Source organism: Bradyrhizobium shewense (assembly GCF_900094605.1).
In the GTDB taxonomy this organism is placed as follows: Bacteria; Pseudomonadota; Alphaproteobacteria; order Rhizobiales; family Xanthobacteraceae; genus Bradyrhizobium; species Bradyrhizobium shewense.
On record NZ_FMAI01000023.1, the window covers coordinates 50488 to 71682 of the forward strand.

Annotated in this window: 15 protein-coding genes; 9 read left to right on the forward strand and 6 right to left on the reverse strand. The window is 62.8% G+C overall.

What is annotated here, in order from left to right; translation table 11 throughout:
- Nucleotides 1-453: 453 nt before the first annotated feature.
- The 4 genes from GA0061098_RS32770 (at nt 454) to GA0061098_RS32785 (ending at nt 5179) form a co-directional block, all read left to right on the forward strand.
- The gene (locus GA0061098_RS32770; RefSeq protein ID WP_165637746.1) at nt 454-2043 is read left to right on the forward strand and encodes an ABC transporter ATP-binding protein; all 1590 of its coding nucleotides are present in this window, start codon (nt 454-456) and stop codon (nt 2041-2043) included.
- Complete coding sequence (locus GA0061098_RS32775; protein WP_091965567.1) at nt 2027-3118, forward strand: ABC transporter permease; 1092 nt, start codon at nt 2027-2029, stop codon at nt 3116-3118. Before GA0061098_RS32770 ends, GA0061098_RS32775 begins: the two co-directional genes overlap by 17 nt.
- Nucleotides 3105-4022 (forward strand): ABC transporter permease, encoded by a 918-nt coding sequence (locus GA0061098_RS32780; RefSeq protein WP_091965568.1) that lies wholly within the window; start codon nt 3105-3107, stop codon nt 4020-4022. The genes GA0061098_RS32775 and GA0061098_RS32780 overlap by 14 nt, the downstream gene beginning before the upstream one ends.
- A gap of 77 nt (nt 4023-4099) precedes the next feature.
- Nucleotides 4100-5179 carry a BMP family ABC transporter substrate-binding protein gene (locus GA0061098_RS32785; RefSeq protein ID WP_165637747.1) on the forward strand — a complete coding sequence of 360 codons (1080 nt, stop codon included), beginning with the start codon at nt 4100-4102 and terminating at the stop codon, nt 5177-5179.
- Between the two features lie 111 nt (nt 5180-5290).
- Here GA0061098_RS32785 and GA0061098_RS32790 read toward each other — a convergent pair whose 3' ends face one another.
- Nucleotides 5291-6640, reverse strand: coding sequence for an 8-oxoguanine deaminase (locus GA0061098_RS32790; RefSeq protein WP_091965570.1), 1350 nt, complete (start codon nt 6638-6640; stop codon nt 5291-5293).
- 148 nt (nt 6641-6788) lie between these two features.
- Between GA0061098_RS32790 and GA0061098_RS32795 the strand changes: the two genes are divergently transcribed.
- The gene (locus GA0061098_RS32795) at nt 6789-7616 is read left to right on the forward strand and encodes an FAD binding domain-containing protein (RefSeq protein ID WP_091965571.1); all 828 of its coding nucleotides are present in this window, start codon (nt 6789-6791) and stop codon (nt 7614-7616) included.
- Nucleotides 7613-10339, forward strand: a complete 2727-nt coding sequence (locus GA0061098_RS32800) for a molybdopterin-dependent oxidoreductase (RefSeq protein ID WP_091965572.1) — start codon at nt 7613-7615, stop codon at nt 10337-10339. Before GA0061098_RS32795 ends, GA0061098_RS32800 begins: the two co-directional genes overlap by 4 nt.
- 81 nt (nt 10340-10420) lie before the next feature.
- On the opposite strand, the gene uraD is transcribed toward GA0061098_RS32800, so the two are convergent.
- From uraD to GA0061098_RS32820, 4 genes are all read right to left on the reverse strand, one after another.
- The gene (gene uraD / locus GA0061098_RS32805) at nt 10421-11308 is read right to left on the reverse strand and encodes a 2-oxo-4-hydroxy-4-carboxy-5-ureidoimidazoline decarboxylase (protein ID WP_091965573.1); all 888 of its coding nucleotides are present in this window, start codon (nt 11306-11308) and stop codon (nt 10421-10423) included.
- A 5-nt stretch (nt 11309-11313) separates the two neighbouring features.
- Nucleotides 11314-12249: an allantoinase PuuE gene (gene puuE / locus GA0061098_RS32810; protein ID WP_091965574.1), complete on the reverse strand. Its 936-nt coding sequence runs from the start codon at nt 12247-12249 to the stop codon at nt 11314-11316.
- On the reverse strand, nt 12250-12663 hold the full coding sequence (locus GA0061098_RS32815) for a DUF3830 family protein (protein ID WP_014493672.1): 414 nt from the start codon (nt 12661-12663) through the stop codon (nt 12250-12252).
- Nucleotides 12664-12753: 90 nt separating this feature from the next.
- On the reverse strand, nt 12754-13029 hold the full coding sequence (locus GA0061098_RS32820; protein ID WP_183257387.1) for a hypothetical protein: 276 nt from the start codon (nt 13027-13029) through the stop codon (nt 12754-12756).
- A gap of 965 nt (nt 13030-13994) precedes the next feature.
- Between GA0061098_RS32820 and GA0061098_RS32830 the strand changes: the two genes are divergently transcribed.
- Nucleotides 13995-15401 (forward strand): tyrosine-type recombinase/integrase, encoded by a 1407-nt coding sequence (locus GA0061098_RS32830; protein WP_165637749.1) that lies wholly within the window; start codon nt 13995-13997, stop codon nt 15399-15401.
- Nucleotides 15402-15896: 495 nt separating this feature from the next.
- Entirely contained in the window at nt 15897-19586 is a 3690-nt protein-coding gene (locus GA0061098_RS32835; protein ID WP_091965577.1) for a PIN domain-containing protein, read from the forward strand.
- A 488-nt stretch (nt 19587-20074) separates the two neighbouring features.
- On the opposite strand, the gene GA0061098_RS47275 is transcribed toward GA0061098_RS32835, so the two are convergent.
- Nucleotides 20075-20359: an Hsp20 family protein gene (locus GA0061098_RS47275; protein WP_347337551.1), complete on the reverse strand. Its 285-nt coding sequence runs from the start codon at nt 20357-20359 to the stop codon at nt 20075-20077.
- Between GA0061098_RS47275 and GA0061098_RS47280 the strand changes: the two genes are divergently transcribed.
- Nucleotides 20246-21181, forward strand: a complete 936-nt coding sequence (locus GA0061098_RS47280; RefSeq protein WP_347337550.1) for a hypothetical protein — start codon at nt 20246-20248, stop codon at nt 21179-21181. The genes GA0061098_RS47275 and GA0061098_RS47280 overlap by 114 nt on opposite strands.
- Nucleotides 21182-21195 lie beyond the last annotated feature (14 nt).

The following is a 21195-nucleotide window of genomic DNA, read 5'->3' on the forward strand; positions in this document are numbered from 1 at the left end:
TTTTTCAAGGCATGCCGCTTGTTTTGGCAAGGCGCAGCGTTTCTTCGTGGGATCTAGCAGGTTTTTCGCAGCCGGCATGCGGCCGGCGAGGCCGGCTGTTGCCGGACATTCCCGTTTGATTTCGCTCTTCTTTCATGCCGAGCGGATTTTGCGGGCGCGATGGTCGGGAGCCAATGTTGCGTCGATCCGCAGTGCATAAGCGCGCTGGCGCAACTTTGCTCACTGCGACGTCAGGTCTGCATAGCGGGTTCCGATTTGGCTTGGACCGTCACAAATCTGCAACAGGCGTCCGCGGAAGCCGCACGGGCGTGTGCGGGCTTTAGAGCAGGAGGCTGCATCCCGGCGGGCGCAGGCGCACGGACACAAGGCCCCTGCCGAAGCGTTGAGCAAGGGATGACGCATTTTCACACCTTACGCCGCGGTTCAAACTGGCCCACTATTGGGCATTTCACCATGCAAGCGCATCAGCGAATGTTGGATTCGACACCTGACGGCCTGAATTCCGGCGAACCTCCGCTGCTGCGGACGATCGGACTCACCAAAAGCTATGGCGATTTCCTCGCGAACGATTCCATCGACATCGATATTTGGCCCGGCGAAATCCACGCGCTGCTCGGCGAGAACGGCGCAGGCAAGTCGACGCTGGTCAAGGCGATCTACGGGTTGATCCAGCCCAGCGCCGGCGAGATTCGCTGGCAGGGCCAACGAATCGTACTGTCCGGTCCCTCGGAAGCCCGCAGCCTTGGCATCGGCATGGTGTTCCAGCACTTCTCGCTGTTTGACAATCTTACCGTCGCCGAGAACGTCGCGCTCGGTCTCGACGGACGGGAATCCTTCAAGGACATGTCGGCGCGATTGGAGCAGGTGTCGAAGACTTACGGCCTTCCGCTCGATCCCAAACGCGAGGTCTGGCAATTGTCGGTCGGCGAGCGCCAGCGCATCGAGATCGTCCGCGCGCTGATGCAGGATCCGAAATTCCTGATCCTGGACGAGCCCACCGCCGTCCTGACGCCGCAGGAAGCCGATCAGCTGTTCGTCGTGCTTGAACGGCTCAAGGCCGAAGGGCGCGCCATCCTCTACATCAGCCACAAGCTCGAGGAGGTGAAGCGGCTCTGCGACACCGCCACGATCTTGCGCGGCGGCAGGAAGGTCGAGACCTGCGATCCCCGGCGCGAGACTGCCGCTTCGCTGGCGCGCATGATGGTCGGCAGCGAGATCAAGGAAGTGAAGGCGGCATCCGGCCGGAAGACCACCGTGCCCCGGCTCGTCGTCAACGATCTTTCGCTCGCACCGGGCGAGCCGCATGGCGTCCGGCTCGAGCACATCTCGTTCGAGCTGAAGGGCGGCGAGATCCTGGGCATCGCCGGCGTCGCCGGCAACGGCCAGGACGAGTTGTTCGCTGCGCTGTCCGGCGAGCGGTTGTCGAAGGACCCGGGCACCGTGGTGATCGAAGGCATTGCCGCCGGCCATCTCTCCATCACGCATCGACGCAGGCTGGGAGCAGCTTTCGTTCCCGAAGAGCGGCTCGGCCATGGCACCGCGCCGCGCATGAAGCTCTCGGAGAACGCGCTGCTCACCGGACACGCCGCGAGCGGCATGGTCCATCGCGGCTTCATCGACACCGCGGCCACGCTGAAGACCGTCGACCGCGCGACCGAAACATTCGACGTCCGCAAGGCCAAGCGCGATCCGGAAGCCGCATCCCTCTCCGGCGGCAATTTGCAGAAGTTCATCGTGGGACGCGAGATCCTGCGCAACCCCGCCGTGCTGGTGGTAAGCCAGCCGACCTGGGGCGTCGATGCCGGCGCCGCCGCCGTCATTCGCCAGGCGCTGCTCGATCTGGCAATCGCTGGCGCCGCCGTGCTGGTGACCAGCCAGGATCTCGACGAACTCGCTGAGATCGCCGACCGCATCGCCGTGATGTTCCACGGCAAGCTGTCGGCACCGCTCGCTACCCGCGAGGCAACGCGCGAAAAGCTCGGCCTTCTCATGGGCGGCAGCAGCCTGGAGCTTGAGGAGGCCGCGCATGCAGCTGGTGCTTGAGAAGCGCGCCGAACGCTCGGGCACGATCGCGCTGGTCTCGCCGCTGATCGCGATCGGCCTCACGGTCGTGACCATGATCATCCTGTTCGCGATCCTCGGTAAGAATCCCCTGCTCGCCTTGCACGCCTACTTCATCGCGCCACTGACCGACGGCTATTCGCTGCAGGAGATCGCGGTGAAGGCAACGCCGCTGGTGATGATCGCGATCGGCCTGTCACTCTGCTATCTCGCCAATGCCTGGAACATCGGCGCTGAAGGGCAATTCCTGGTCGGCGCGGTTGCGGGAAGCTGGATCGCGGTGAAGACGCAGGGCACCGACGCCGGCGCCTGGGTGCTGCCGGCCATGCTCGTCCTCGCTGCCGCTGCGGGCGCGCTCTATGCGCTGATCCCGGCGATCTGCAAGGTGAAGTTCGGTGCCAGCGAGATCCTGACCAGCCTGATGCTGGTCTATGTCGCCGACCTCTTTCTCGACTATCTCGTGCGCGGCCCCTGGCGCGACCCCAACGGCTTCAACTTCCCGACCACGGCCGAGTTCGATCCGGTGGCAACCGTCCCGTTGCTGATCGAGGGCGGCCGGCTGCATCTCGGCTCGATCATTGCGCTTCTTGTCGTCGCCGCGGCCGCAATCCTGCTCGGGCGAACCATCAAGGGATTCGAGATCCGCGTTGTCGGCGCAGCTCCCCGCGCGGCACGGTTCGGCGGCTTCAACGCCAACCAGCTGATCGTCCTGACCTTCGCGGTATCAGGAGCGCTCGCAGGCCTCGCCGGCATCATCGAGGTGGCCGGTCCAATCGGACATCTCCAGCCTGGCATCTCCCCGGGCTACGGTTTTACTGCGATCATCGTCGCCTTCCTCGGCCGGTTGAACCCGCTTGGAATACTAATTGCAGGCCTTTTCCTTGCGCTGACTTTTATCGGCGGCGAGCAGGCGCAGATCGCGATGAAGATTCCATTGGATGTCACCAAGGTCTTTCAGGGCATTCTGCTGTTCTACGTGCTCGCCTGCGATTCCCTGATCCTGTATCGCTTCAAGCTGAGCTTCCCGAACCGTCAGGTGGCCCGTGGAACTCATTGAAGCCATCATCCTGGCCGTGCTCGCCGCGTCAACGCCGCTGCTGATCGCCGCGACCGGAGAGCTCGTGACCGAGCGCTCCGGCGTGCTCAATCTGGGCGTCGAGGGCATGATGATCGTTGGCGCGGCCTGCGGCTTTGCCGGCGCCTGGCTCACCGGATCGGTCTTCATCGGCGCGCTGTTCGGCATCATCGCGGGAACGATGATGTCGCTGATCTTCGCACTGATGGCGCTCGGGCTCGCCGTCAACCAGGTGGCGACGGGTCTTGCGCTGACCATCCTCGGCGTCGGGCTGTCCGGACTGATCGGCGCCGGCTTCGTCGGCGAGCGCATCACGCCGGCAGTCCATCTCGCCATTCCGGGCCTAACCGACATCCCGCTGGTCGGGCGCGTGCTGTTCGGCGAGGATGGCTTCGTCTACTTCTCCATTGCACTCATCGTCGGCGTCTGGTGGTTCCTGTACCGCACGCGGGCGGGATTGATCCTACGCGCCTGCGGCGACAACCACGCCTCCGCGCACGCGCTCGGCTATCCCGTGCTGCGCATCCGCACCTTCGCCGTGATGTTTGGCGGTGCCTGCGCAGGCCTTGCCGGCGCTTATCTGCCGCTCGCCTATACGCCGTTCTTCATTCCCGGCATGACCGCGGGCCGCGGCTGGATCGCGCTGGCGCTGGTGGTGTTCTCGTCCTGGCGACCTGGCCGGCTCGTGATCGGTGCCTATCTCTTCGGGGCCGTGACGATCCTGCAGTTGCACGCGCAGGGCTGGGGCGTCGGCATTCCCTCGCAATTCATGTCGGCGCTGCCTTATCTCGCGACTGTCATCGTTCTGATCCTGCTCTCCCGCGCGCGCAGCGGCGGCTCGACCGCCCCGGCCGCGCTCGGCACCGTGTTCGTGCCCGACCGCTGAATTTCATTTCCGCGGCGGGCGCGATGGGGCGCGCGCGTTGCGGATCGTGGCTTTCCCCTGATGTTTGGAGATCGATGATGAGGAAATCACTTCTTGCGCTGGCCGCCGGACTCTTGCTCGCCGGCAGCAGCGTCAGTGCAGCCTCCGCCGCCGACAAGCTCAAGGTCGGCTTCATCTATCTGGGTCCGATCGGAGACCTCGGCTGGACCTATCAGCACGATCTCGCACGGCAAGCGCTGGTCAAGGAACTGGGCGACCAGATCGAGACCACCTATCTGGAGAACGTGCCCGAAGGTCCCGACGCCGAACGCTCCATCGAGCAACTCGTCCGCGCCGGCAACAAGCTGATCTTCACGACGTCGTTTGGCTACATGGACCCGACGCTGAAGGTCGCGAAGAAATATCCGAACGTGCATTTCGAGCACGCCACCGGCTACAAGCGCAACCCGAACATGTCGACCTACTCGGCGAAATGGTTTCAGGGCCGCTACATCCAGGGGCTGATCGCTGCCAAGATGTCGAAGTCCGGCGTGCTCGGCTATATCGGCTCGTTCCCGATTCCGGAGGTCGTCTCCGGCATCAATGCGACGATCCTGGCGGCGCAGACCATCAACCCTGCCATCAAGGTCAAGATCATCTGGGCCAACACCTGGTTCGACCCGGGCAAGGAGGCCGACGCCGCCAAGGCGCTGATCGACCAGGGCGCCGACGTCATCATGCAGCACACGGACTCGCCAGCCGCGATGCAGATCGCCAGCGAACGCGGCAAGCTCGCCTTCGGCCAGGACTCCGAGATGATCAAGTTCGGGCCCAAGACCCAGCTGACCTCGATCCTCGACACCTGGGGCCCCTACTACATCGAGCGGGTCAAGGCCGAGCTTGCCGGCACCTGGAAGTCCCAGGACAGCTGGGGCGGCCTCGACAGTCACATGTTCGCGATGGCGCCCTATACCAACATGCCTGACGACGTGAAAAAATTGGCTGAGGATGCCCAAGCCGCGATCACTGCAGGCAAGCTGCATCCGTTCAAGTGCCCGATCGTTGGGCAGGACGGCAAGACGGTGGAGTGCAAAGGCGGCGATCACCTCGACGACGGCCAGATCCTCGGCATGAATTTCTACGTCAAGGGCATCGACGACAAGCTGCCGGGCAAGTAGCACGCTTCTTGCTTAGTCTAGATCACCTGCTCCTCCCGGAGGAGGTTCGGAGGGGGTGGCCAGAAGCACCCGGCACTTGTGGTCGCCCCCTCTTTCTATCCTGCCATGGCATTATCCGGCCCGCATGGCCTGCGCCGCCGAACTGTGGCGGCGGATGAGGCCTGCCACATCAAGGCCCGGGATCGCACCGTCGATCACGGCCCATTTTCCCGCCACCATCACCCGGTCGGCCCGGTGCGCTCCGCACAGCACCAATGCGGCCAAGGGGTCGCCATGACCGGAGAAGCGCAATTCGTCGAGCCTGAACAGCGCGAGGTCCGCAGCCTTGCCGACGGCGATCTCGCCGAGTTCCGGCCGGCCGACGCAGGCTGCCGACCCCTTGGTGGCCCAGCGCAACGCATCCTTGTGGCTGACCTTGGACACCCCGTAACGCGCCCGTTGCAGCAGGAACGCAGCCCGGACCTCCTGCATCAGGTTCGAGCCGTCGTTCGAGGCTGAGCCATCGACTCCGATCCCGATCCCGACGCCGGCCTCCTCCATCTCGCAGACCGGGCAGCAGCCGGACGCCAGCAGCTGGTTGCTGCACGCGCAATGGCTGATGGTCGTCTTGGCCTTGCCGAGCCGCTTCATCTCATCGGCGTTGAAAAAGATGCCGTGGGCGAGCCAGGTTCGCGCATTGAGCCAGCCGCATTGCTCGAGATAGTCGAGCGGACGGCAGCCAAACATCTGCTGGCAGAACTTGTTCTCGTCCTCGGTCTCGGCGAGATGGGTGTGCAGGCGCACGTCGAGCTTATCCGCGAGATCGGCGGTGGCGCGCATCAGCGACGTCGTCACCGAGAACGGCGAGCACGGCGCCAGCGCGATCTGCACCATCGCATCCTCGGCGCGCTGGTGATGCCTCGCCACCACGCGCGCGCTGTCGGCGAGGATCGTGTCCTCGTCCTGCACCACGCTGTCAGGCGGCAGGCCACCGTCCCGCTGCGACAGGTTCATCGAGCCGCGCGTTAGCAGCACCCGCACGCCGAGACGACTGGCGACGCCGACCTCGATATCGATGGCGTCTTCGAGGCCCGCGGGGAAGACGTAGTGATGATCCGTCGTGGTGGTGCAGCCCGAGAGCAGCAGCTCGGACATCGCCACGGTGACGCCGAGCTCCAGCGCATCGGGCGTCAGCCTCGCCCACACCGGGTAGAGTGCCTGGAGCCAGGGGAATAGCTCGCGGTCCATCGCCGCCGGCAGCGCCCGCGTCAGCGTCTGATAGAAATGATGATGGGTGTTGATCAGGCCCGGCAGCACGACGTGTGCGCTCGCATCGAACACCACGACATCAGCGGTCGCAGGCGTGGCGCCAGCCGGCACGAGCTCGACGATGCGGCCATCCCTGACCACGACCCCGCGCTCGGCACCGTCGGCCAGGATGGCCAGGGGATCCCTGATCCAGATCGGCTTTGCGTCGCTCATGATCCCGCTTCTCCCTCACATCCGCTGACAGGCCAGCCAGGTAAACGTGGCCCAGCCACCCTCGCACCACGACTTGTTTGTTGCGACTTGGCTCCGGTCTTGCAAGACTCGTCGGCGCGATTCACCCGGCGGAAGCGTTGGCGCAGCCATGGATTTGAATACCATCACGACAGTGGCCCGTCCGCAAACACGGACACAATTGCCGGCCTGGACCGCAGGGGACGCCTGGCTCGCGGGCGGCACGTGGTTGTTCTCGGAGCCGCAGGTCCATCTGAAGCGGCTGATCGATCTGACCGACCTGAAATGGCCGGCGCTGACGATCACCGACAACCATCTCAGCATCGCCGCCACTTGCACGGTCGCGCAGCTCGACGGACTTGCCTGCCCGTCCGATTGGCTCGCCGCACCTCTGATCAACCAATGCTGCCGCGCCTTCCTTGCCTCGTTCAAGATCTGGAAGACCGCGACCGTCGGCGGCAATCTCTGCATGTCCCTGCCGGCGGGACCGATGATCTCGCTCACCGCAGCGCTGGGCGGCGTCTGCACCATCTGGAAGGCCGGCGGCGGCGAGCAGAGGATTCCTGTCGTCGATTTCGTCACCGGCAACCAGCGAAATCGCCTGACGCCGGGCGACCTGCTTCGCCAGATCGATATTCCGATTGCCGCGCTGAAACGCCGCACGGCATATCGCCAGATCTCGCTCGCGCCGGTCGGCCGCTCGGCGGCGCTCCTGATCGGCAGCCTCGATGCCGATGGCACGCTCACGCTCACCGTCACCGCCTCGACGGCGCGGCCGATCCAGCTGTCCTTTCGCCGGGCCCCGGAGGCGAGCGTGCTGCGCGATGCGATCGTCCAGCAGATCACGGACGATCTGTACCACACCGACATCCATGGCCAGCCGCTCTGGCGCAAGCATATGACATTGCGGCTTGCCGAAGAGGTTCGCCGCGAGCTGCTGGAGGCCATGCCGTCATGAGCTTCGAGATCAACGGCAAGCCGTTTGCGCAGGAGCCGCGCGCCGGCCAGTGCCTGCGCACGTTCCTGCGCGAGCTCGGCCATTTCGGGGTGAAAAAGGGCTGCGATGCCGGTGACTGCGGCGCCTGCACCGTGCTGCTCGACGGCGAGCCGGTGCACAGCTGCCTGATCCCGGCGTTCCGGGCCGAGGGACGCGCCATCACCACGATCGAAGGTCTTGGCGGAGACCACGGCGCGCATCCGATGCAGCAGGCTTTCCTTGACGCGCAGGGCTTTCAATGCGGCTTCTGCACCGCCGGCATGATCCTGACCTGCGCCTCGCTGAACCAGGCCCAGCGGACCGATCTCGGCGCGGCGCTGAAGGGCAATATCTGCCGTTGCACCGGCTATCGCTCGATCGAGGATGCATTGCTTGGCAAGACCAATGTCGAGGCGAGCGTCGAGCCCGGAGCCGCGTTTGGCCGCAGCCTGCCGGCGCCCGCAGGCCCCGACATCGTGCGCGGCAACGCGCGCTACACTTTCGACACCACCATCGACGGACTGCTCCACGTCAAGCTGGTGCGTTCGCCGCATGCTCACGCCAGGATCGTCGCGATCGACAAGTCGGAAGCGCTGAAAGTTCCCGGCGTGCACGCGGTGCTGACGCATGAAGACGCACCTTCGATGCTGATCTCGACCGCGCGGCACGAGATGGACTGGATGGACCCCGAGGACACCCGCGTTCTCGACGACGTTGTCCGCTTCATCGGCCAGCGGGTTGCCGCCATCGTCGCCGAAAGCGAAGCCGCCGCCGAGGAAGCCTGCCGCCGGCTGAAGCTCGATTACGAGGTTCTGCCTGCGCTGATCGATCCGGAGCAGGCGATGGCGCCCGGTGCGCCCGTCATTCATCCCGATCGCACCACCGCGAACCGCATCGCCGACGCTCAGCGCAACCTCGCTGCGGAGACGCATGGCGAGTTCGGCGACGTCGCGGCGGCGCTCGCAACATCTGCTGTCACCTACGAGGCCATCTTCCACAGTCACCGCGTCCAGCATGCGGCGCTGGAGACCCACGGCGGTCTCGCCTGGCTCGATGCTTCGGGCGTGCTCAATGTCCGCACCTCGACCCAGGTGCCCTTCCTGACCCGGCGCGCGCTGTCGGATATCTTCAAGCTTCCTCCCGACAAGGTCCGCGTGTTCTGCGAGCGGGTCGGCGGCGGATTTGGCGGCAAGCAGGAGATGTTCGTCGAGGACATCCTGGCGCTCGCTGCGCTCAAGACGGGACGTCCGGTGAAGCTGGAGCTCACCCGCGAGGAGCAGTTCATCGCGACCTCGACGCGGCACCCGATGCGGGTCCACATCAAGGCCGGAGCGGACGCCGACGGCAAGCTCACCGCGCTCCAGCTCGACGTGCTCTCCAACACCGGCGCTTACGGCAATCACGCCGGCCCCGTGATGTTCCATTCGCTGTCGGAGTCGATCGCCGTCTACAATTGCCCGAACAAGCGGGTCGACGGCTACGCCGTCTATACCAATACGGTGCCGGCGGGCGCGTTTCGCGGCTATGGCCTGCCGCAGACGCTGATCGCGATCGAGGCCGCGATCGACGAGCTGGGCCAACAGCTCGGCATCGACCCCTACGAGATGCGCCGGCGCAACATCGTGAGGGATGGCGATCCCATGTTGTCGCCGCCGCCGTCCGAACTTCACGACGTGCTCTACGGCTCCTACGGGCTCGACCAGTGCCTCGACCTCGTCGAGCGCGCGATGCAGGCTGACGGCCCGCAGCCGGACCTGTCGCCGGACTGGCTGCTCGGCGACGGCGTCGCGCTGACCATGATCGACACCGCGCCGCCGGCGGGCCACCTCGCCGACGCGACGATCGCGCTCCGTGAGGACGGCGGTTTCGATCTCACCGTCGGCACCGCCGAATTCGGCAACGGCACCAGCACCGTGCACCGGCAGATCGCCGCGACCACGCTGGCGACCACCGTCGACAGAATCCGCTTGCGCCAGTCCGACACCGCCCACGGCGGCCACGACACCGGCGCCTATGGCAGCGCGGGCATGTTCGTCGCCGGCAAGGCGACGCATGCGGCTTCCATGCAGCTCGCGACCGAGCTGAAGGCGGCTGCCGCCGGCGCTTGGCTGTGTGACGTCGGAAGCTGCGTGCTCGAGGACAACGCCGTCGTCAGCGGCGTCCGGCGCATGCCTTTTGCGGAGCTGGTGAAGCTCGCGCGCGAGCGCGGGCAGCCGTTCGCAGGCAGCGGTAATTCCGGGGGAACACCGCGTTCGGTCGGCTTCAACGTCCAGGGTCTTCGTATCGCCGTGAACAAGGCCACAGGCGAGCTCAGGGTTCTCAGGAGCGTCCACGCCGCGGACGCCGGAATCGTCGCCAATCCGATGCAGTGCCGCGGTCAGGTCGAAGGCGGCGTCGCGCAAGCGCTCGGCGCCGCGCTCTACGAGGAGATGGTGATCGACGCGACCGGTCGGGTCACCAACCCGAAATTCCGCGACTACCACCTGCCCTCTTTCGCCGACGTGCCGCGCACCGACGTGTTCTTCGCCGAGACGTCCGACACGATCGGACCGCTGGGGGCGAAGTCGATGAGTGAGAGTCCGTACAATCCGGTCGCGGCCGCACTCGGCAACGCCATCGCGAATGCCACCGGCATCCGCTTCACCGCGCCGCCCTTCAAGCCGGACCGGCTGTTTCCGGCGCTGCACGCGAAGTTCGGCGACTAAAGCGCGATGCGATTAGGATGAATCGTCATCGCGCTTTGGGTGTTTACAGAAAACCGCTGCGCACTTTTTCCGGATCATGCTTTAGCTGCCGCGATAGGTCGAATAGCTCCATGGCGTGACCAACAGTGGCACGTGATAGTGCCCCTCTGGCTCGCTGACGGCGAAGCGCAGCGGGATCTCGTCGAGGAACGGCGGATCCGACAGCGGCACATTGCGCTCGGCGTAATATCTGGCAACGCTGAACTTGAGCTCGTAGCGGCCGATCGGCAGCGGGCGACCGCCGATCAACGGTTGATCAGTGCGGCCGTCCGCATTGGTGACCGCGCGCGCGATCACACGGCTCTCGCCGAGGCTTGCGAGCTCCACGAGCTCGATCGGGATCCCCGGCGCGGGCTTGCCGACGTGGTTGTCCAGCACATGGGTCGAGAGCCGGCCGTGCACCTTCAGCCTGTCATCGGCCATGACGAGCTGATCCAGCCGCAGCGCGGAGATGCGGCCGATCTCCTCGATCGCACGCCGCGTCTCGGTCTTTGCGATATTGCGCAAGCGCGTCTCGAAGTCGCGCAGCACGGAATCCCGGGTGTGACGGCGCACACAGACGATATAGGGGAAGCCGAACTTGTCCCGATAGGCGCTGTTGACGCGCTCGAACGCCGCGTATTCGGCCTCCGACAGCCTATCGAGGCCGGCGCTGTTCTGCTCGTCCGTCGATTCCACCGTCAGCCCCGCCGCGCGCTGGGTCTTGCTGGCGAGATCGGGATGCGCCCGGATCAGCGCCAGCTGGACGTCGGGTTCGGCGCTCTGGATCGCCGCCATCAGCGCTGCGTGCAACTGGTTGATGCCGGCGAACGGCCGCTTGTCGGCAAGCTGCTCAGCGATCCACGGCGAATATTCGACGACATTGGCGAGCGCCGCGACGAAGTCGGCCTGGCTTGCGGCATTGAGATCGGCGAGCGAGATCCGCGACATCGTCCTCAACCGATCTCGAACGCAGTGGCCGCGAGATGCGCATGCTTGTCGTGCCAGTGCTGGGCGATCTGCAATCGCGTCGGCACCCAGACGCGTTCGTGCTTGCCGATATAATCGAGGAAGCGCATCAGGCCCGCAGCGCGGCCGGGCCGGCCGGCGAGACGGCAGTGCAGACCTACCGACATCATCTTCGGCGCCGTTTCGCCTTCCGCATAGAGCACGTCGAAGGCGTCCTTCAGATAGGTGAAGAATTGCTCGCCTTCGGCAAAGCCTTGCGGGTTGATGAATCGCATGTCGTTGGCGTCTAGCGTATAGGGAATGATGAGCTGCTTGCCGCCCGCGACCTTGACCCAATAGGGCAGATCGTCGGCATAGGAGTCGCAGAGATAGAGGAAGCCCCCCTCCTCCATCAGCAGACGGTTGGTGTTGATCGAGGAGCGCCCGGTGTACCAGCCGAGCGGCCGCGATCCAGTGGCCTCAGTGTGGACACGGATCGCTTCTGCGATCTCGGCGCGCTCCTGCGCCTCGGTCATGTCCTTGTGCTCGATCCATTTCAGGCTGTGGCTGGCGATATCCCAGCCCGCCTCCTTCATGGCGGCGACGATCTCGGGGTTGCGCTTCAGCGCGGTGGCGACACCGAACACGGTGGCCGGCCAGTTGCGTTCGCCGAACATCCGCCAGAGGCGCCAGAAGCCGGCGCGCGAGCCATATTCGAACATCGATTCGATATTGGCGTGGCGCTGGCCCGGCCAGGGCTGTGCGCCGAGCACGTCGGACAGGAACGCTTCCGAGGCGCGGTCGCCGTGCAGGATGTTGTTCTCGCCGCCTTCTTCGAAATTGACGACGAACTGCACCGCGACCCGCGCATCGCCGGGCCACTCGGGGTGCGGCGGGTTGCGGCCGTAACCGCGGAGATCGCGCGGGTAGCGTGTGTCAGCCACTCAGACTTCCTCGAAGCGGATCGGCAGCGCGCCCTTCCACAATACGCTCTTGCCCAGCGTCGCCAGATTCTCCAGGCCCGAGGTCAGCGTGATGAAGTGGTTGCCGGCAAGCTGGCCCATCTTGCTGGCGAAGTGAACGCCGCCATAGGCCAGCAGGATCTCGGTCTCGCTGATGCCGCCGGGATAGAGGATGATCTGGCCCGGCGCGGGATAGCTGGTGTGGTTCTCGTAGCCGACGCCGAAATCGAGATCGCCGAGCGGCATCCACACGCCCTCGCCGCTCCAGCGCACATGGATGATGTGGCTTTCGAACGGCAGTGCCTTGCGAAAGGCGGCGACGGTCTTGGGTGCCAGTTGCTCCTCGAAACGGGCATCGAAGGTGAAGTCGCCGGCACGGATAACGAGTTTGCTCATCTCATCTCTCTGGATCGGGGCCGGTGGCCCCACGGATAATTTTCAAGCAAAGAGCACTCCCGACAGTTTCGCGCAAGGGGCGCGGACGCGTCACCTGCGGTCGTAGGACCAGCCGAAAATGCCGCTCCGCCGGGTCTCCGGTTCCGGCTCGGCGGCCGGCGGAGGCGCTTCCTTCAGTTCCGCCCGCGGCGGCGGGGGCGGTGCCGGCAGGGTCTCGCATTTCATGGAGTAGACCAGCTTGCCGTCCGCGGTACGCCCGATCGGGGCACAGGGATCGGGATGTCCGGCCGCGGTCTTCGGCGCCAACTTGACTTGCGCGGCCGCCGGTGACGCCAGCAGCAGCAGGACCAGCAGATATCTCGACATCATTGTCGCCTGAAAGCTCAATTGGCCCATTGAACCGGATTGGAGCGTGCAAGTCCATCGGCGCCGGAGGGCGCGATTGCCGAATATTTAGCCGTGTCCCGGACACGCCGCAGCGCTTCTTGCCGCTGCTGCGCAGAGCTCGGATCCAGATGGTGACACGGTACGACGCGGATGGATGGGCCCCGGCTCTGCAGCGCACCGCCCGGACGATGCTTCGCATCGCCGGCAGCGCTGCGCTGCGTCCGGGGCATGAGAGCGGAGTGTGGCGCGCGCTCTCCACATGATTGCGATGTCCAGTGCAGATCCCATCAGCGCTGCCGTAGGGTGGACAAAGGCGCATAGCGCCGTGCCCACGATCTCCCTGCATAAGCAACAAGGCGTGGGCACGCTGCGCTTTGCCCACCCTACGAGATCGAGATTGTGGCACGCAGTTCAAGTCGCAGACACGCCTTCGCGTCCTCGCGGCGCATTCGCCCGAGCTTTGCTTCGTCTCGCTACCCTCTCATCCAAGAGGGCGCAGGGAAGACCGGGTGCTGGCTCGCACCCGCGGTCCGCTGCGCGAAAAGCGCACGCAGAAAGAACCGCACAGCAGCATACAGGTGGCGCCGATCACTCGGCCTTCCCTGCGCAGTGGTTGGACGGCTTATGCCGTGATCTCCCGGGAGCCGAACTTTCCTTCTGGCCTCCCTCGCCCCGCGAATTGGATGATGCAGTCTGCCCGGTTGGGCTCGCTCGCACCTCCGCGGAAGCTTAACCGTAGCAACGACGGCCAGGACCACACGGTGAAACACGCCGAAACTACGAAAAACCTATGAAATAGCCGCTTTTGCGCTACCTTGATGCGGGCTGTTTCAGCGGGCTTCACCAAAATAAGGGCCCGGCCCTAAGCCTTTCAGCGTCCGCACGACAAACTGAAAGCCTCAAAGCCGAGCCCTTTGGTCCCAAGCCTTAGGAGCCGAAACCACATGGATACTACCACTGTCCCCTCCCCTGCCGGCAAGCGGGGCCGCAACAGCAGCGTCATACTGACCGACCGGCTGTGCGAAAAATTGGTCGCCAAGCGGACCAAGTTCTACGACCGCAAGTGCCCTGGCCTGTACGTCAGCATCACGACAACAGGCGTCGCGACCTTCTCCTTCAAGTTCACCGACCGGCAGACCGGCAAGCAGCGCACCGGCTGGCTCGGGGTCTACAATCCCGAGACCTTCACCGTCGAGGACGCCCGCAGCAAGATCTATGGGCTGAAGGGTATGGGCGGCGACGCCGTCGCCGAGACCTTCCGCGACCAGAAGGTCGCCAAGGCCAGGCGCGGCAAGACCGTCGCCGAGATCATCGACGAGCGCATTGCGTGGATGAAGACGCCGGTCAAGAAGCCCGACGGCGAAATGCGCCCCCGGCTGGAGAGCTGGGAGAACACGGCCAGCCACCTCAACCGCTTTCTCCGTTCCCGCCTCGGCAAGAAGCTGGCCATGGAGGTCACCAAGCACGACATCGCTACGCTGTCGAACGACATCGTTGCCGGCAAGTTCGGCAAGCCCTCGGTCAGCAACGCCCGGCACATGCGCAAGGCGGCCTCGGGCCTGTTCAACTGGGCGGCTGAGGCTGGCCGCGACTATGTGACCGCCAGCCCCTGCGTCAACCTCCCCAAACTGGACCCGGAGCATCCCCGCACCCGCGTCCTGTCCGAGGACGAGATCAGGATCTTCTGGCATGGGCTCGACCGCAACGACCTTCCCTATGACCGCCGCACGCGGCTCGCTCTCAAGTTCGAGCTAGTCACCATGCTGCGCTCCCGTGAATTGCTCGGCGCACGCCGCGACGAGCTGTTTGACCTCGACGGTGAGTATCCCCGCTTTGACGTGCCGCTCAAGCGGGTCAAGAAGCGGCGGGTGATCCAGCAGCCGCTGTCCGATCTGGCGGTTGAGATCATCAAGGAGGCGCTCGCCTCGGACGGTCAGCAGTTTGTGTTCGAGAGCCTTATGTACAAGGGCCAGCCAATCCACCGCAAGGCGATGGCCGACGCGCTTCGCGGCACCAAGCACGAGAAGAATAAGGACAAGACCAAGACCGCGGGCCTCTGCGAGCTGCTCGGCCTCAAACCGTTCACGCCCCATGACCTGCGCCGGACGGCGGCGACACTGGCTGGTGATCTCGGCTTCGACGACGTTTGGATCGCGAAGTGCCTCGATCATGCCGCCAGCAAAAAGGCCGAGCAGATCGTGCCGACCGTCACCGGCAAGGTCTACAATCACTCTAAGCGGATGAAGGAAAAGCGCGCGGTGTTGGATGGAGTCGCGGCGGAGCTGAGGCGGATCACCGTGTCGGCTGTCGCGAACGCTCGGGAACAGATTGACCATGGGCTCGCGGTTTGATCAATTGCCAGCTTCCGGCCAGCCCGCCACCCCGTCACGGATCTTTGCTTTCAGGCTCTGCATTTCCCCCGCGTAGGGCGCGAATAGGGAAAAGGCGCTTAATATCAACGTTGTAGTAGCTCTCTGCACCTCTTTTTGTCTCGGATCGCTGCGCCCCGATTGGCTTCTATTCTGCGATGCAGCGCGGTCAGCCACTTAGAAAACCTGTGCGAATTCTGGGGATGCTCCAATTGAGAAGCATTGCAGCGTAGCTGCAACCGAGGCTGGATGCTGATCGCCCTATCGGACGAGCGCATTTTGCAGCCTCATGAACGATTTTACTGCCGTATCAATTCCCGCCCCAAAGGACTGGCAAGCATTCGAACGGAAGTCACGACTTCTGTTTCAACTCCTGCTTGGTGATCCTCATACGCAGCTCAACGGCCGTGGTGGACAGCCGCAGCACGGCGTGGACATTTTTGGAAAGCGGGGCGGTCCCGAAGGCCATTATGTGGCGTGCAATGTAAAGGTAAGGATCGCGATTACGGGAAAGGCGTCACCGAGCAGGAGCTAAAAGCCGAAGTAAAGAAGTCAGAGGACTTCAAACCACCAATTCGTGAATTCATTCTAATCACGACCGCGCCGGACGACGCCGAAATTCAAAAGACGGCAAGGACGTTGGAGCGGGAGGTGAGATCGGCCGGACGCGATCTTTCGATCTCCGTGTGGGGCTGGGGTCGCATTCAGCAGGAGATCGGCCGCTACGCCGAAGCTGTGAAAGAATTTCACCCGGATGCCTCACCTTTCACTGATAAAATCCTTCAGGCAACCGATCAAATCATCAAGACGGTTCAAGAGCGAGGCGACGCTCAAGCTCTGGCAGTTGCAGCGGGCCAGCGAGAAATTCTGAAGGCGATCGAAAGCCTCGGCATCAAGGTCGCGCAAGAGGGTGCATCGGGTGCTTCAGCTGGGATCGAGCAGCATCTCAATAACGAAATCGACGGTTATCGTGATCTGATCCGTCAGGACAAACCCAAGACGGCGATCGAGCTTCTCACGAAACTTAAGGATCGCGTTTGGAGCTCTGCTTCAACCAAGGTGAAGTTTCGTATCGCAGTAAACATCGGCGTCGCTCTTCACGGGCTGGGTCAATACGACCACGCATCAAGTCACCTAATGGAGGCTGCAGACCTAGACCCGGACGACCCCATAGGCAGAGCGAACAAGATTGCAGCACTCCTGCTGAGGGGGCATCGGAATGAGGCGCACGCTCTTGCCATAGCATCGGTAGCTCAATTTCCAGACAACACACATGTAGCGGCTCAGCGCATGCTCGCAGTGTCGTCGGACGAAGCGGTTGACGACGTGTGGAACGCACTTCCCGTCTCAGTGCGTACTGCCCCTGAACTCTACGTCAATCGCCTTGTTTCTATGCGAGAAGTGGACGATAGCCGCTGGCACCAAGTCGCGGCCGAAGCCCTGTTGGCACATCCAGCGGACTGGCGCTTACAAACTATAAATGCCGAAGCAGTGCTTGAGCGGCTTCTCAAGGGCGACCCAAGCCTTGTTGGGGCAGCGGGAGTAAATCTACCGACCCATGCTGAGCTTGAAGAGGCATCGAAGGTGCTCACAAGCAGCTGGAAGCGGGTATTAAATCCCGAGATCAGGCCGCAAGGGGCATTTGCTCATAACGCCGCTCTCATCAAAGCCTTTTTGGGGCAGCTCGACGCAGCATCGCAGCTGCTTGAGGAAGCCGACGCCTACGGGGTCGCATCGGAAGAATCCAAATTTCTGCGAATTTCCATCTACAGAAAGCAGGGTAAATTGGATGATGCAATCCGCATTGCGGATAGCCTTGCTGAAACGCCGCGAAATCTCATAGTCCGCGCAGATCTGCTCCTCCAAAAGGAGCCCAACAAAGTATTCGACATTTTGCGAGATCGCGACTCATTCACCGATGCCAGAGAGATCGTTGGTTCATCGCTTACGGTTGTTGACGCTCACTGTCGGTTGAAGGACTACCCGCAAGCTCTCGATGAGGCCGACCGGCTAGATCGTCGGCTACCCGATGAGCCGCACGCGCAGCTCGCGATCTATAAGGTCAAGTATGAAGCGGGTAGTTCCGAGGCTGACAAGGCTCTCGATGTTGCGCTCGCTCGCGTGAACGATCGCACCGAATTCCCGACGCGGTTTCTGGTCTGCGAAACATTGGCTACCGCCGGTCGGCACAAGGACGTCGTTGATTTACTCAGGCCTTCGGTTTCCCCTCGCTTTGACTCTCCTGCGCTGCGTTTGCTGGCTGACGCTGAGCTCAAGGCCGACCATCGTGCTGCATTGGCGCAGCTTCTAGGTCAAATGCCTGATGAGGTTCGGAAAGCTCCCTACTACCAGCGAATAGCTATCGGACTAGCGCTGTCGACGGGCGATCTCGCGGCGGCTGAACGCCAGCTGCGGGAGCTACTGCAGATACGGCCAGGAAGTCTTGCGTTGCAACTTCAGTTGATGAGCACGTTATTTCGACAAAACAAGGAGGCCGAACTCCGAGCCGAAGCTGCGCGAGCCGCAAATGAGTTCACGGGGGCACCGGACGACCTCCTAACATTCGCTCAATTCAAAAAGAATTTCGGCGATTGGCGAGAAGCTCACGATCTTGCTTATCAAACGCTTCTCGCGCATCCCGGTGACGAGCGCGTCAATCGTGCCTACGCCGCTATCTTTCTGTTTGAGGCGCGGTCCACGCCCACGATTGATGTTTCGCCACCACATGTAACGCAAGGCATGGCTGTCCGCATCAAACGTGAGGACGGTACCGTGACGGTGTACATTATCGAACCCGACGCAAAGCTGCGCCCGGCAAACACGTATTTGTCACCGGATCATCCGATAGCGAAGGCGATGCTTGGAAAGGCACCGGGAGATCATTTCGATCTGCCCGACCGTACCTCTGCAGATATCGTTTGGATCAAACCAAAAGAACTGCACGCGCTTCATGTTGTCCTTGAGGATTTTAACAATGTTTTTCCAGAAGCTCAAGGCTTGGAAAAAATTTGGGTCGATACGTCGTCTCCCGATGGGCTACAGCCGATGCTTGATCGAGTGCGAGAGCGCCATGATGCGATCGCTTCTGTAGCAAGCAAGTACGATGACAATCTGCTCCCGCTTACCTTCGTGGCTAAGATGCTCGGGTCCGATCCAGTTACCACAGCGTTGGGGTTGGCAAGTGCAGGCCACCGTCTTCGCGTGTGCCATGGAACGGAGTTTGAGAGGCAATCGGCGTTACGAGCCATCGAGGAGAACCATTGTGCCGGATGTGTTGTCGATGCCGTAACTCTTCATTTCATTAGAAGACTTTCGCTTGAGAAAGTAGTTCAGGCTGTATGCGGGCCAATCGGGGTTGTTGAGGGATCAGTGGCCCGAATCCAGCGCCGGATCCATGAACTGGAGGAGCGGCTTGAAGAGCCGTCGATGTCCGTTTTCTATCGAGATGGGCAGTACTTCCGCGAAGAGATTCTGCCCGACCAAAAGCGAGCTGCACTGGAAGTTCAGCGTGCTGACCGAACCTGGCTCGCTGAGCATGCGCAGATCATACCAGCTGAGGGAGCTGATGATCCCAGTGCGGAGGCGGGAAGACTGCTGGAGAAACTAGGTTCCGCTTTCTTTGACGAAGTGCGCGCCGCAAGTAGTTCTGGTCGCATTTTTCTATCAGAAGACCTTCCGATGCGAATGCTCGCGGAATCAGAGTACGGAGTAAGCGGCTGCTGGCTTCAGGTGGTCCTGATGGTGGCCCTCGAACGCGGATACATTCGTGATCGGGAGTATGCGGACGCAATTGTGGCTCTGATCGAGGCAAACGAGGAGTTCATCTCCGTGAGCAGCGCCCTACTCGTGAGTATGCTCACGGGTGAAAAGGGCACTCGCTTGCCGGAGGCGTTCTGCAAGGCATCAACTCGCCTTGGAGGTGCGCAGGCGGACGCCTCTCACTTGTCAGTAGCTCTTGGAGTTGTGCGCAGTACTTGGTACGACATCGCTCTCTCCCCAACTCTCCGGCAGGGCATATTTGGTAATCTCTTGGAGAACCTCACACGAGATCGGACATTAGGCGACGTCGAGCGAATTCTGGCGTTCTTTGATAGGTTCGCTCAAATGGTGGACAGCGGTTCTCTCCGAAGATACTTGCGAAGTTGGCGTCGCGGCCATTTCATCTGAAGTTTCATAGTCGGCGTCTGAGGCATCCCATAGCATGGCATCCTTTGCTATGGCGTTTGCCAGTCGTAGAGCGATTTCCTGCCGTAGTCCGCGCGCAACGGCGCTCGGGGTCCGCAGTCGTCAATATCGGACCTCTCCCGCCCGGGCCCAATCAACTGCAGGGCGTTAGGCGCCGCCCCAAGCGATTAACCGACGGCTGGCACTTTAAAATCCCAATTCCCAGCGGCCTCCCTAGGGCCTCCGCCAGAGCTGACCCGAAAGCTTGGGCTCATCCCCGAACACGGCGATTAGCAGCCCTTCCGATCAGCCTCGGATATCACGGCGAACAAGTGCGCGAACCGCTCGGCCTTCTTGAACAGTTCGGCGAGGATTGCCCGCTGCATGATGGTTGCGATCAGGTGAGCGCGATGCGGTTAGCCGCGCGGGCGGACCCGCGCGGTTTAGCCATTCCGCAGGATGGCCTTAAGCGGCCCTAGATTCGATCTGCGTCACGTTGTTCGGCGCGGGCCGTTGATTGCAATCTGACGCGGCTTCATTGCTTCGGGGATCTCACGCTGTAGGCTGATGACGAGCAAGCCGTTCTCGAAGTTGGCGCCCTTGACCTCGACGTGGTCGGCAAGCGTGAACTGGCGCTTGAAATTGCAAGTCGAGATGCCGCGATGCAAGAAGGTCTTACCCTCCTTCTCGCTCTTGTGGCCTTCCAGCGTCAGGACGTTTTGCTCGACCGTCAGGACGAGCTCCTCCGGGCTGAAGCCGGCGAGAGCGACCGAGATTTGGAAGCGGTGTTCGTCGAGACGCTCGATGTTGTAGGGGGGATAGGTCTCCTCGTCGGCACGCTGGGCGGCTTCGGCGAGATCGAAGACACGGTCAAAGCCGATGGCCGACCGGAAGAGGGCGAAAAATCAACAGTGCGCATAGCCAGATCCTCCTGGGAGCAAAATGGTTACGAGCGGCACCGGACACGACCGGTGCCCGTCTCAGTCGCGGGACCCAAAGCGGCATCCCGATCGTCTTGCGACGACGCCGAAGAAAATTGGAAGCCAGGAACAGTTTCAAGACGTGTGGGGGAAATTTTTCTGCGAGAAAGCGCAACGGTTAATCGGCTCCTCAAGCTAGTCGACCCGGGAAATTTTCGGCGAGCCCCGTTGGTCCCACTCGACTTTTGTTCTCTTTATGTTCCAATTACCGCCATGACCAACCGACCCGCGAGTTGGCGCATGCCCACCCCAAAACAGATGGAAAATCTAGCTGCATCAATGGGTAGAGCGCCCGCGAGGGAGCGTCCGCTCGGGCCCGCCGATGACATGCCGGAAGAGTATTGGCGCGCCCTCCTCGATGATGCCCATGTCCACCCTGCTGATGCCGGACGTTCGAGCGCTGGCCTGCGCCTCAGCCAGATCCCGCAGCACGTCCTGCGCGTTTCGTGCCGCCGGTGCGAGCGCATCGTTGAGATCCAGAAGGTGGACGCAATCCGTCTCTACGGGCAGCAGGCCGGATGGAAGGAGGTCGCGCGGCGATTGCTGGACAACACCTGTCAGAATCGAACTGGCCGCCACGAGGAAGACGGCTGCTGGCCGGCCTTCGGGCCGGTTTGATCACAGCATTCGCT

Excerpts from the sequence above, each read along its gene's own strand:
- GA0061098_RS32790 (WP_091965570.1), bottom strand. The coding sequence starts at position 6,640 with ATGAGCGACGCAAAGCCGATCTGGATCAGGGATCCCCTGGCCATCCTG.
- GA0061098_RS32775 (WP_091965567.1), top strand. The coding sequence starts at position 2,027 with ATGCAGCTGGTGCTTGAGAAGCGCGCCGAACGCTCGGGCACGATCGCG.
- GA0061098_RS47280 (WP_347337550.1), top strand. The coding sequence starts at position 20,246 with ATGCAAGAAGGTCTTACCCTCCTTCTCGCTCTTGTGGCCTTCCAGCGT.
- GA0061098_RS32820 (WP_183257387.1), bottom strand. The coding sequence starts at position 13,029 with ATGTCGAGATATCTGCTGGTCCTGCTGCTGCTGGCGTCACCGGCGGCC.
- GA0061098_RS32770 (WP_165637746.1), top strand. The coding sequence starts at position 454 with ATGCAAGCGCATCAGCGAATGTTGGATTCGACACCTGACGGCCTGAAT.
- uraD (WP_091965573.1), bottom strand. The coding sequence starts at position 11,308 with ATGTCGCGGATCTCGCTCGCCGATCTCAATGCCGCAAGCCAGGCCGAC.
- GA0061098_RS32800 (WP_091965572.1), top strand. The coding sequence starts at position 7,613 with ATGAGCTTCGAGATCAACGGCAAGCCGTTTGCGCAGGAGCCGCGCGCC.
- GA0061098_RS32815 (WP_014493672.1), bottom strand. The coding sequence starts at position 12,663 with ATGAGCAAACTCGTTATCCGTGCCGGCGACTTCACCTTCGATGCCCGT.
- GA0061098_RS32795 (WP_091965571.1), top strand. The coding sequence starts at position 6,789 with ATGGATTTGAATACCATCACGACAGTGGCCCGTCCGCAAACACGGACA.
- GA0061098_RS32785 (WP_165637747.1), top strand. The coding sequence starts at position 4,100 with ATGAGGAAATCACTTCTTGCGCTGGCCGCCGGACTCTTGCTCGCCGGC.
- GA0061098_RS32830 (WP_165637749.1), top strand. The coding sequence starts at position 13,995 with ATGGATACTACCACTGTCCCCTCCCCTGCCGGCAAGCGGGGCCGCAAC.